Consider the following 13,075-nt stretch of genomic DNA (forward strand, 5'->3'; position numbering starts at 1 on the left):
ACAATCATAAATATGAAAAATATAAAAATAAAAGCTGCTTTTTTTAGCCTTTTGGGTTTACTACTGCTTGTTAGTTGTTCTAAAGAATCAGACGAGAAGATCTTTACTATCTTAGATCGTTCTGACACAGGAATTGATTTTAGCAATAATCTGAAAGAAAATGATTCACTGAATTATTTTACCTACAATTATATTTATTTAGGTGGAGGAGTGGCTACCGGAGACATCAATAACGATGGACTGGTAGATATTTTCTTTACAGGAAATCAGGTATCCAATAAACTATATCTGAACAAAGGGAAATTAAAATTTGAAGATATTACCAAAAAAGCGGGTGTAGGCGGTGATTCCCGCTGGTATAGCGGCGTTGCGATGGCCGATGTAAACGGTGATGGTTTTTTGGATATTTATTGTAGCGTAGGAGGTAAATTCGGCCCTAAAAACAATGAGTTGTATATCAATAATGGCAACGGAACTTTTACTGAAAAAGCCAAAGAATACGGTATTGATGATATTGGAAACAGCGTTCAGGGAACCTTTTTTGATTACGATAAAGATGGTGATTTAGATTTATTTGTTGCCAATTATCCGCCAACAAGATTCAATTCTGCAACAGGTGACTACGTTCAAATGATGCGTAATGTAAAAGACAATGAATCAGGACACTTATACCGAAACGATGGCAATCATTTTGCGAATGTGACCGAACAAGCCGGCGTAAAAAATTATGGATTATCATTAAGTGCTACAGTTGGCGACTTAAACAATGATAGTTGGCCAGATATTTATGTTTCTAACGATTTCAATTCACCTGATTTTATGTATATCAACAATCAGGATGGTACTTTTAAGGAAGTAGTAAAAGAGGCTATGGCACATAACTCTTTCTACGGAATGGGTGTAGATATTTCTGATTTCAACAACGATGGAAATTTAGATGTTTTTCAGGTAGACATGGATGCGAAAGACAATCGTCGTAAAAAAGCAAACATGTCGAGCATGAATCCGAAACTTTTTTGGGATGTTGTCGATGCGGGTTTCAATTATCAATACATGCACAATTGTATGCAGTTAAATACAGGAGTTAATGAAAATGGTATTCCGCATTTTGGTAATGTATCACGTATTACCGGAACATCTTCTACAGACTGGAGCTGGGGACCTTTATTTGCTGATTTTGATAATGACGGAAACAAGGATTTGTTTGTAACGAATGGAACCCGAAGAGAAATTAATAACAATGACTTTTTTCATAGTTTAGAAGCACTTAACCTGCAGCCAAAAGATTTACTAAAAAAATCACAGGAAATTCCTTCTGAAAAAATTGACAATTTTATGTTTCAAAATAAAGGAAATTTAAATTTTGAACAAGCCAATAAAAAATGGGGAATTGAATTCAAAGGTTTCTCAAATGGTGTGGCCTATGCCGATTTGGATAACGATGGCGATTTGGATTTGGTGGTCAATAATATTGATGATTATGCGTCTGTGTTTGAAAATTCAAGTTCCAAAATCAACAATTACATAAAAGTAAATTTTAAAGGAAATACAAAAAATACTTTTGGTTTAGGAAATCGTGTTTACATAAAAACGAAAAAAGGAACCCAAATGCAGGAACTTACTTTAACCAGAGGTTTTCAGTCTTCGGTAGCACCTGAATTACATTTTGGTGTAGGAAAAGACAAAACCATTGATGAAATAAAAGTGGTTTGGACAAATGGCAAAGTGCAAAAGTTATCTAATGTCAAGGTAAACCAAACACTAAGCTTTAAGGAACAGGACGCTAAAGAAGAAATAGCTGTAAAAACAACTCCTAAAGAGCATTTGTTTGCAACTGAAACAACAGTTTTTCCGGTTTTCAAACATGAAGAAAACAAATACGATGATTTTAAAGATCAGGTTTTATTGCCTCATAAAATGTCGACTTTTGGTCCTGCTATTGCGGTTGGCGATCTAAATAAAGATGGTTTGGATGATTATTTTATTGGAGGTTCTGCAACCTACTCAGGAAAAATATTTATGCAGACAAAAAATGGTTTTGCCCAGAAAAATAGTCAGGCACTTGAAGACGATAAAGCCAGTGAAGACACAGGAGCATTAATTTTTGACGCTGACAATGACGGTGATAATGACTTATATGTAGTGAGCGGCGGTTACGAATTTTTAGTTAACGACCCAAAATTACAAGACAGATTATACCTCAACAACGGAAAAGGTGATTTTACAAAAGCTTCAAAAGGAGTTTTGCCAACCATGCTGACAAGTGGTTCTAAAGTCTATCCTATTGATTATGATAAAGATGGAAAAAAAGATCTTTTAGTATTAGGAAGACAGGTTCCGGGACAATATCCGTCGCCGGCAACGACTTATTTACTGCATAATATAAGTTCGCCAACACAGCCAAAATTTGAAGTTTCTAAAAAATCTCCGAAAGAGTTTACCAATTTAGGAATGGCGACAAGTGCTGTAATTACCGACTTTAATAATGACAAATTAGCCGATATCATTGTGGTGGGCGAATGGATGCCGATCCGTATTTTTCAAAATACGACATCAGGTTTCAAAGAAGTGACTAAAAATATGGGACTTAATGATGATACTACCGGTTGGTGGTGGAGCATTCAGCAAGGTGATTTTGACCATGATGGCGACATGGATTATATCGTTGGAAACAATGGTTTAAATTACAAGTACAAAGCAACTCCTAGTGAAACCTTTGATATTTATGTAAAAGATTTTGATAATAATAAACACAAAGATATTGTCTTGAGTTACTACAATGATGGAAAACAATATCCGGTACGAGGCCGTGGCTGTTCGTCTCAGCAAATTCCAAATATCAAGAAGAAATTCAAAGATTATGAAAGTTTTTCAGAAGCTACTCTGGTTGATGTTTATACAGAAAAATCACTTAAAGAAGCCTTGCATTATAAAGTAAAATCATTTGCCAGTATTTATTTAGAAAATAAAAATGGCAAGTTTATCATTCACGAACTTCCGGTTGAAGCACAGCTTACCTGCATCAATCAGATTATGGTTGATGATTATGATAAAGATGGTAAACTTGATGTTCTAATAACGGGCAACATGTACAACTCCGAAGTAGAAACCCCTCGAAACGATGCTGGTCACGGATTGTTTTTAAAAGGCGATGGCAAAGGAAAATTCAAATCAGTTTCAGCTACTGAAAGCGGATTTTTTACTCCCGGCGATGTAAAAAACATGGAAAAAATTCAGGTAAAAGGGAAAAACTATCTCTTGGTCACGAAAAATAATTCGTTTTTACAAACCGTGAGAATCAATTAAACTTTCTTGTTTTTGAATTTATTATACCTCTTCAAAAACAAAACATGTTGAATTCAGCTGCTTAAATCAGGACATCGTATTGTTCTGGTTTGAGCTACTTTATCGACCTAAAAGCAGTTCTGCGATTTTAGGAAATAGTAACTTATCTATTATGTATGGTATAAAGAGCGAGAATTCTTAAACAAACAACTAATTAACAAAAAAAAATAAATAATGAGGAAATTATATCTGTGTTGTCTCTTCTTAATTCCTCTTCTGACGAGCGCACAAACCGAAATCGATGCCCTTATGATGAACAAAAATAATTTTTGCTTCGGAGCGGTATACCAGTATAGCAGTTGGAATGAGTACTGGGAAGGCACTTTTAAAAGAGAGAATCTTAATCTGGGAACGGTATCTGCTCAAGGTCCAGCGCTTATGTGTAATTATGGCATATTAGATAAGCTAAATTTTTTATTTAATGTTCCATATCTTGAAACTAAGTCTACAGCAGGAACTATGCAGGGGCAAAAAGGAATGCAGGATTTAACATTGACTTTGAAATACATGCCAATTAAGAAAAAAGTTGGTGCACTTAGTTATTCCTTATTTGCTTTAGGAAGCTATTCAATGCCAATCTCAGACTATGTAGCCGATTATTTGCCATTAAGCATTGGCCTTGGCAGCAAAACAGGAACTTTACGACTAATGGGGGATGTGCAGTATCATCGTTTTTTTACTACTTTATCTGCTGCGTATATTAAAAGAGCGAATATTACAATTGATCGAAATTCCTATTTGGCAGATGAAATTCATTACACCAATGAAGTTAATATGCCAGATGTTATCAACTTTAATTTGAGATTGGGATATCGTTCTAATTGGTTAATTGCCGAGGCTGTTATTGATAATTCGGTTACACAATCCGGAGGTTTTGATATCACAAAAAACAACATGCCTTTTCCAAGTAATACCATGAATGCTTTTAAATTGGGCTTTAATGGAAAATATACGTTAAAAAAACTTCCTGAATTAGCCATTGTGGGTGGTTATAATGTAGTAACGGAAGGTAGAAATGTAGGAGAAGCAACCTCGTTTTATGGAGGCGTGTTTTACCTGATTAATTTTAAAAATAAAAACAAGTAAGATGAAAAATAATATTCATAAAATTGTCTTTAAAAGTCTTTTACTTCTATTAGTTGGACTAATGTATTCCTGTGATGATGATATTTCACAGCGTAATGAGCAGTTTCCACAATTGGACCCTAAAAATACAGATGCTGAGGCTTATACCTGGAAACCTTATCTTTTAACTGCACCTGATGAATTTTCAATTGATGTACCAGTTGCAACAACTACACCTGCTTATACAAGAGAAATTAACGAAATAAAAAGTTTTCAGGTTGGTATTACCGATGAGCAAAAAGACATAATAGAATATTGGAGTGCAGGCAGTGTACTGCGCTGGAATGAAATTATGCGAACGTTGGTAGCAAGGCATAATCGTCCACCGTACCAAAATGAGGATGGAACTTACCCGGCTCCCTCGGCAGGAAACCCATTTGCGTATCCTCAATTTCCATTTTCCAATCCTCCTTATGCTGCAAGAGCTTATGCATACGTAAGTGCTGCTCAATACGATGCTTTGATTGCTGCCTGGCATTATAAAAAACTGTACAACAGGTCAGCACCATACATTGTTGATCCAAGTTTGCAAGTATTAATTCCTAAAAGTGCTTTGCCATCATATCCTTCAGAAGATGCTGTAGTGGCGGGAGTTACTGTTGAGCTTTTAAAATTATTATTTCCAACTGAAATCGCTTACATAAACGCAAAAGCTGAAGAAGAAAAATTATACCGTATTATCAGCGGTGCTAATGTTCGCTCAGATGTTGATGCCGGAATAAGTTTAGGCAGAAAAGTGGCTGCAAAATTTATAACCCGGGCTTCGACTGATGGGGCGGGAGTTGCTGGAGGCACACCGGCAATCTGGGCAGCATTAGAATCTCAAACTGCAGCAACAGGCGAAGTTCCATGGAAATCATTAGAAATACCAGCCAGACCGCCAATGTTACCATTATTCGGAAAAGTAAAATCATTTTTAATGACAGAAGCAGATGTGGTAGCAAATCGTCCTCCTGCACCTCCTTCAACAAAATCTGATGCTTTTGCAAAAGAATTAGCCGAGATTAAAAAATACAGCCAGGATAATTCTCGTGAACACTTGGAGATTGTTAGTTTTTGGGCTGACGGAGTCGATACGTATACACCTCCCGGGCATTGGAACGCCATTGCATGCGAAGCTTTTGTGGAACAATCGTACAGCGAAATTCGTTGGGCAAGAAATTTAGCCTTATTAAACGTCGCGATGATGGATGCTGCGATTAGTTGCTGGGATGCTAAGTACACTTACTTCAATCCACGCCCGTGTCAAATGGATCCTTCGATTAAAACAACTACGGGAGTTCCTAATTTTCCGGCATATGTTTCCGGACATTCTACTTTTAGTGCTGCTGCCTGTACTGTTTTATCACATTTTATTCCATCTAAAAAAACGGAATATGAGGCAATGGCGTTAGAAGCATCAAACTCAAGGATGTATGGAGCTATCCATTACAGAAGTGATTGTGAAAAAGGATTAGATTTAGGTAAAAAAGTAGCTGCTTTTGCAGTTACCAGGGCAACAACTGATGGTGCTGAGCAATAGCTGGTAAATAGTTTCTAATTTAAGTTTTAAACCTGACATATCTCAAAATCTGTCAGGTTTTTTATATTCATTAATCATTTCAAATTGCATGAAATTTTCAGGCATAATTATATGTTTAATGTAATTTTTATAAAGAAAAGATCCGGATGTAATTTTTCATTCAAGTCTGCTTCATTTCTTATATAAAATGCTCGATTTTTAGGACTCCTATGTTTTGTATTCGGCTATTTTTGAAGGCTTGTTAATGGTGATACTTTTCCATTTAGCATTCAAAATCTAATTATTTAATTGAACCAAAAAAAGGTTTTCTAAAACATATAAAATGAGATTACGATTTATAGCTGCGGCTTTGTTTTCAGTATTTTTTCAAAGTTCTTTTTCGCAAACAAATAATGCTACTGAAAAAAGAATTCAACAGCTAATTAAAAAAATGACTTTGAAGGAAAAAGTCGGCATGCTGCATGGAAACTCTAAATTTTATACGGAAGAAATAAAGCATCTTGGAATTCCGGAATGGGCTTTGTCTGATGGTCCGCATGGAGTCAGGGCAGAAATGAATCGTCATAACTGGAAATATACAGGACAAACGGATGATTCTTCTACCTGTTTTCCTCCGGGAACGGCTATGGCTGCTAGTTGGAATCTTGAATTAGCGAAACAACGCGGTATCGTTTTGGGCGAAGAAGCACGTTTTCGTAAAAAAGATGTTTTGCTTGGGCCCGGAATCAACATTATCCGTTCTCCACTTTGCGGAAGAAATTTTGAGTATTTGAGTGAAGATCCGTTTCTTATTTCGCAGCTTTCCATCAATTATATTAAGGCTTTGCAAACCCAGGATGTTGCTGCTTGTGTGAAACATTTTGTTGCTAATAATCAGGAAGAAAATCGTTTTGTTGTAGATGTAACGATGAGCGAACGTGCCTTACGAGAAATTTATTTACCGGGTTTTAAAGCTTCAATTGTAGATGCCGGAGTGCTGGGCGTTATGGGGGCTTATAATAAATTCAGGGGTTCCTACTGTACCGAAAATGATTATTTGGGACGAACACTTTTGCGTGATGAATTTAAATTTAAAGGGGTTTATATGTCCGATTGGGATGCCGTTCATAGTACCGAAAAAGCAGCTTTGGCTGGTTTGGACTTAGAAATGGGAACCGAAAAAGAAAATTATAACGACTGGTATTTCGCAGATCCTTTGATTAAGGCAGTTCAGGAAGGACGCATCAAAGAAAGCTTAGTAGATGAAAAAGTGGCTAACATATTAAGAGTTATGATTAAAACGAAAGTTTTAGACCCTAAAACACGTATCAAAGGTTCTATAAACACCAAAGAACACCAACAGGCAGCCTATCGGTCTGCTGTCGAAGCGGTAGTTTTACTGAAAAACGATAAACAAATTTTGCCGTTAAATATGAGTGCTATAAAATCAGTAGCCATTATTGGTGACAATGCAACGCGTACCCATTGCGGCGGCGGATTTAGTTCAGAAATTAAAGCTTTGTATGAGGTGACGCCACTTCAGGCTATGACCACTAAATACGGAAAATCGATGCAAATCAATTTTGCACAAGGTTATGAGAAACAATCTCATGTTGTGGAAAGAAGCAGTGATGGTCAATTAAATACGGATAAGGTAGATTGGAAATTAATCGACGAAGCAGTGGCTCAGGCCCAAAAATCGGATGTGGCAATTGTTTTTGCAGGTTTAAACCATGATTTCGATTCGGAATCATTTGACAGACTGCACATGCGTTTACCGTATGGACAGGAAACTTTAATTCAGGAAGTGGCCAAAGCAAATCCGAAAACCATTGTCGTAATTATTGCTGGTTCTCCGCTTGAACTGGCAGGTATTGAATCACGTGTGCCTGCTGTAGTTTGGGGTTGGTATGGCGGAATGGAAGCGGGTAATGCTGTGGTTGACGTATTAAGCGGAAAAGAATTTCCTTCCGGGAAATTGCCTTTTACTTTGCCTGTTACTTTAAGCCAATCTCCTGCACATGCTTTAGGAGCCTATCCGGGGCATGATTTGAAGGTAAATTACGAAGAAGATATTTTAGTAGGCTATCGCTGGTTTGACATCAAAGGAATTGCTCCTCAATATCCATTTGGTTACGGTTTGTCTTATACTTCTTTTGAAATCTCTAATAGTAGTGCTGACAAAAAAGTATACGATGTAAATGATGAAATTACAGTAAAGTTCAATATCAAAAATACTGGTAAAACGGATGGGGCAGAGGTAGTTCAATTGTACGCTGGTCAAACAGTTTCATCAGTTTTAAGACCGAAAAAAGAATTAAAAGCATTTGATAAAATATTCCTGAAACCGGGAGAGCAAAAAACAGTTGATTTAAAAGTAAAAGTAAAAGATTTGGCTTTTTATGATGAAAAGACTTCTGACTGGAAAATTGAGCCTGGTGAATTTGTATTTTATACCGCTACATCAGCAGAGAATATTGTGAATAGTCTAACTATTATGGTACAATAAATTTATTAAAAAAAAAAGGTTTCTATTTTTTGCAGTAGTATAGTTTTGTGGGGAAAACTATATTACTGTTTTTTTTGCATGTACTTCGCGTTAAATTTAACCGCAAGGCACGCAAAGGGATTACGCAAAGTTCGCAAAGTTTTATTCCCAAAGCTTTGCGAACTTATAAAGTAATTGTAAACACACAGAAAAAAACTTGGCGCACTTTGCGTTAAATTAACCGCAAGGCACGCAAAGGGATTACCTAACTAATTTCCTCTTCTTTCCTTTAAATCTTTTTCAATTCCAATTTCCATATTCCTGTCAATTACATAAAAGCACAAAAGAACGGCGCTTATAATGAATATAAAGCCAGGATAGATACTTACGCACAATTTAATTCCTTCTACTGCTGCCGGAACCTGATTGACTTCTTCAGCGACATAACCATATTTAGATAAAAATGCGGCACCCAAAGCTCCGCCAATACTGATTCCTATTTTCAATCCAACAAGCATGGCCGAAAAAACAGTTGCAGTCGCTCTTCGGTTGTTTTTCCATTCACTGTAGTCAGCTACGTCAGCAATCATCGCCCACAATAACGGAATCGTTACTCCATAAATAAAACCATGAACTAACTGAGTCAGAAAAACCATTGCAATAGCGGTTCTGCTGTAGAAATTGAAAAGCAATAAGCTTATGGCTGATAAAAAAATAAAACTGATATAAATATTTCTTTTGCCAAAGGCATCTGCGAGTGATTTTGAAAACAAAATGCCGAAAATCATAAAAAGAATTCCTCCGGCATTAAAAAGACTAAAGGCAGAAGTGGGAGCGTCTTTTGGCCACTGAAAATCAACTAATCCCATTGAAATTAAGGAATTATTCAGATCATGAATAAATGCCGTAAAACCAATATCCTTCAAAAATAAAGTTTGCGCTATGGGATCTAAATAATATTTAAAATAGAAAACATACATTCCGCCCTTTAAAGACAAGGTGATAAAAACAAGAATAGTAACCAGCAGCATAACCAGCCAGGGGCCATTTTTAGACAAATCGATAAAATCCTGCTTAATCGAAGACTTCTGATTCTCAGCAGGTATAATTCTTTCTTTGGTAGTAAAAAAAGTAATCAGTAAACAAATTACTCCTATGACTGCAAATACAATCATTGTATTTTTAAAGCCAACTGCTTTATCGCCATGTCCTAAAATTAAAACCAAAGGCAATAAAAGCGACTGAATTATAAATTGAGCGATCATTACAGCTACAAAACGATAGGAAGAAAGACTATTTCTTTCTTTCATGTCACCAGTTAAAACACCACTTAAAGCAACATAGGGTAAATTATTAGCTGAATAGATGATAACCAGAAAAAAGTAAGTCAATAAGGTGTAAATAATCTTGCCATTTTCTCCAAAATTGGGAGTTAAAAAAGAAAGAACAGCACCAATTCCAAAAGGTAAAGCCGTCCATAATATCCAAGGCCTGAATTTTCCCCAGCGGGTTTGGGTACGGTCAGCAATAACGCCCATAATGATATTAAAAAAAGCACCGATAAAACCACCAATAAAAATGATAATACTTGCTGTTCCAGCAGGAATTTTATAGACATCTGTATAAAAGAAAGCCAAAAAGGTCAGCAGGGTCTGAAAAATCAAATTCGCCGCGAAATCTCCTAAACCGTAACCAATTTTTTCCAGTATAGAAAGCTTTTGTGAAGTATTGCTCATCAATATACTGGTTGCTTTTTTTCTGCTTATCCCCATCCTGTTGATTGAAATTTTTTAGAGCGATGTTTAATTATAAAAATAACGTTTCGTTTTCATTTCATTTTAATAAAATGTTAAACGTAAAAATAGCTTGAAAGTTGAAATAAGATTGTCAATTTTGAAGCCTTTAATAGCACATTTGAAGCATTCTTTAGTTATGGCAAATCTATTAAATTTAAATTGCTATTTTAGCTTCTGATTAAAAAAAACAACTGAAAATCACACTATTATTCACACTTCTTTCATTTTATTTGTATGCGTATTCTCTATCTTTTATTAATTGTTTCCTGTTTTTTTATTGGTTGTAATAAAAAACAACATACTGAGGAGTATCACAAATATACCAACGATTTAATTAATGAGACAAGCCCTTATCTTTTACAGCATGCGCACAATCCTGTTAACTGGAAAGGGTGGAATCAGGAAACGCTGGACAAAGCAAAAACAGAAAATAAACTTATTATTATTTCTGTAGGCTATTCCGCCTGTCATTGGTGCCATGTTATGGAAGAAGAAAGTTTTGAAAACGAGGCTGTAGCCAGGTTAATGAACGATAACTTTATCAGCATAAAAGTAGATAGGGAAGAGCGTCCTGATATTGACCAGGTTTATATGAATGCCGTACAATTAATGACCGGTAAAGGTGGCTGGCCCTTAAACTGTATTGCACTTCCTGATGGACGTCCTATTTTTGGTGGCACTTATTTTACGCGGGAAGAATGGACAAAAGCCTTAACGGAGATTTCTAATTTGTATAAAAACAATCCCGAAAAAGCGAGTGAATATGCAGACAGATTAGTAGCAGGAATTCAGAAATCACAGTTAATTGCAATTAATAATAATCAGGTTAATTTTAAAAAATCAGAACTTTCTCAAGCCGTAAAAGTATGGCAGGAGCAATTAGATTTTAAAGAAGGAGGTTTAAGTGGCGATACTAAATTCCCGATGCCAGACGCACTGGATTTCCTGCTTCGTTACAGTGTTCAGAATAGTGACAAGGGGATTCAGAAGTATGTGGAGACCACACTCACAAAAATGGCTAATGGTGGAATTTACGATCCCATTGGTGGAGGTTTTTCAAGATATTCAACAGATTCTAAATGGCATATTCCTCATTTTGAAAAAATGCTTTATGATAATGCGCAACTAGTTAGTCTATACTCTGATGCTTATTTGTTCACAAAAGATGAATTGTATAAAAAAACAGTAGTTGAAACCCTGAATTTTGTTGAAAAAGAACTTATGGCTCCCAACGGAGCTTTTTATTCTTCTATAGATGCTGACAGTAAAAATAGGTCAAATAAACTGGAAGAAGGTGCCTATTACGTTTGGAAGAAAGAAGAGTTGCAAGCGCTTTTGAAATCTGATTTTCCTCTTTTTCAGAAATATTTCAATAGTAATGAAAGTGGTTTGTGGGAAAACGGAAATTATGTTTTATTTAAAAATCAATCAGACAAAGAGTTTGCGCTTCAAAACAAATTGACTTTAACAGAACTGGATTCCAAAATAAAAAACTGGAAGCAAATACTTTTAACGGCGAGAAACAAAAGGTCAAGACCTCATTTAGATGATAAAACCCTTACTTCATGGAACGCTTTAATGATAAAGGGCTATGTTGGTGCATATCGTGTATTTAAGAATCCACATTATAAAGAAATCGCTTTAAAAAATGCCGATTTTATTGTTAAGAATCAGCTTCAAAAAGATGGAAGTTTATATCACAGTTATAAAGATGGCAAAAGTAGTATTGTTGGTTTTTCAGAAGATTACGCAACTGTTATCGATGCGTTTATTGCAGTGTATCAAATTACACTTGATGAAAAATGGCTCAATAAGGCGAAACAGTTAACAGATTATGCCATGACTCATTTTTGGGATAAAAAATCGAATCTGTTTTATTTTACCTCTAATACTGCAAAAGGTTTAATTACCAGAAAAATGGAAATCGCCGACAATGTAATTCCGGGTTCCAATTCTATTCTTGCTCAAAATTTATTTTTATTAGGACATTACTATTCGAATGATACTTATGCCAAAACTGCGCAACAGATGTTGAATAATGTAAAAGCAGAAGCTTTGCAGTCACCAACGGAATATTACAATTGGCTGAATTTAATGCTGAATTACACCGGTAATTATTTTGAGGTTGCCATTTCCGGAAAAGATGCTATGGCTAAAACAAGTCAGCTTCAAAGTTATTATTTGCCTAATATCCTTATTGCAGGAGCTGCTAAAGAGAGTCAACTTGCTATCTTAGAAAATCGGTTTGTTGACAATCAAACTTATATTTATGTCTGCGTGGACAAAGCCTGTAAAATGCCTGAAAAAGAGGTGGCTGTAGCAGTTAACAAAATAAAAAATAGTTTATAGCTAAAAAGTATAATCAAGTGACTTTTTTATACTGATTTATTATGATTTTTTTGATAAAAGATGATTATTTAAACTTATTTGATTTGTTTAGCGATTTTAATGAACTTTTGTTTTTCTATTTTAAGTACGCAACCAGTTGTTTTTTTGTGCATTTTATGCTTAGCGTAATTTAACACAATTTATATTGATTTTCAAGTATTTGATGCTATTTATAGTTGAATTTTAACTTTTACGAGTTATTTAAAAAAAATGAAATAAGTCACCTAATTTATCAAGTTTTCCTTTTAATATATTCTTCATAATGCATTAAATTTATTATTTTCCTGTTAAAAATATAAAGAATGTTTTTTTGTTGTTTATTTTTGGTTATTTGCAAATAAAATAATTAAGCAACCGGTTGTGTATTTGTCTTTTTTGTTTATATTTGTAGTAAATACACTTATTGAGATTTATATAATTGTCTAGGCAATT

The 13,075-nt window shown here is 35.1% G+C and carries 6 protein-coding genes; 5 read left to right on the top strand and 1 reads right to left on the bottom strand.

Annotation, left to right across the window (positions count from 1 at the left end; genetic code table 11):
• Positions 1–12: 12 nt before the first annotated feature.
• The 4 genes from AC6CH4_RS12270 (at position 13) to AC6CH4_RS12285 (ending at position 8,480) form a co-directional block, all read left to right on the top strand.
• On the top strand, positions 13–3,306 hold the full coding sequence (locus AC6CH4_RS12270) for a VCBS repeat-containing protein (RefSeq protein ID WP_498103364.1): 3,294 nt from the start codon (positions 13–15) through the stop codon (positions 3,304–3,306).
• A 213-nt stretch (positions 3,307–3,519) separates the two neighbouring features.
• Positions 3,520–4,431, top strand: coding sequence for a hypothetical protein (locus tag AC6CH4_RS12275; protein ID WP_498103365.1), 912 nt, complete (start codon positions 3,520–3,522; stop codon positions 4,429–4,431).
• Between the two features lies 1 nt (position 4,432).
• Positions 4,433–5,992 (top strand): vanadium-dependent haloperoxidase, encoded by a 1,560-nt coding sequence (locus AC6CH4_RS12280; protein WP_498103366.1) that lies wholly within the window; start codon positions 4,433–4,435, stop codon positions 5,990–5,992.
• 322 nt (positions 5,993–6,314) lie between these two features.
• Positions 6,315–8,480, top strand: a complete 2,166-nt coding sequence (locus AC6CH4_RS12285) for a beta-glucosidase family protein (RefSeq protein WP_498103367.1) — start codon at positions 6,315–6,317, stop codon at positions 8,478–8,480.
• A gap of 248 nt (positions 8,481–8,728) precedes the next feature.
• Here AC6CH4_RS12285 and AC6CH4_RS12290 read toward each other — a convergent pair whose 3' ends face one another.
• Positions 8,729–10,195 carry an MFS transporter gene (locus tag AC6CH4_RS12290; RefSeq protein ID WP_498103368.1) on the bottom strand — a complete coding sequence of 489 codons (1,467 nt, stop codon included), beginning with the start codon at positions 10,193–10,195 and terminating at the stop codon, positions 8,729–8,731.
• 294 nt (positions 10,196–10,489) lie between these two features.
• Between AC6CH4_RS12290 and AC6CH4_RS12295 the strand changes: the two genes are divergently transcribed.
• Positions 10,490–12,604: a thioredoxin domain-containing protein gene (locus AC6CH4_RS12295; protein WP_498103369.1), complete on the top strand. Its 2,115-nt coding sequence runs from the start codon at positions 10,490–10,492 to the stop codon at positions 12,602–12,604.
• Positions 12,605–13,075 lie beyond the last annotated feature (471 nt).

It is taken from the genome of Flavobacterium sp. GQ95 (genome assembly GCF_059758655.1).

Coding starts and splice junctions, on each gene's coding strand:
- AC6CH4_RS12270 (WP_498103364.1), top strand. CDS start 13: ATGAAAAATATAAAAATAAAAGCTGCTTTTTTTAGCCTTTTGGGTTTA.
- AC6CH4_RS12275 (WP_498103365.1), top strand. CDS start 3,520: ATGAGGAAATTATATCTGTGTTGTCTCTTCTTAATTCCTCTTCTGACG.
- AC6CH4_RS12280 (WP_498103366.1), top strand. CDS start 4,433: ATGAAAAATAATATTCATAAAATTGTCTTTAAAAGTCTTTTACTTCTA.
- AC6CH4_RS12285 (WP_498103367.1), top strand. CDS start 6,315: ATGAGATTACGATTTATAGCTGCGGCTTTGTTTTCAGTATTTTTTCAA.
- AC6CH4_RS12290 (WP_498103368.1), bottom strand. CDS start 10,195: ATGAGCAATACTTCACAAAAGCTTTCTATACTGGAAAAAATTGGTTAC.
- AC6CH4_RS12295 (WP_498103369.1), top strand. CDS start 10,490: ATGCGTATTCTCTATCTTTTATTAATTGTTTCCTGTTTTTTTATTGGT.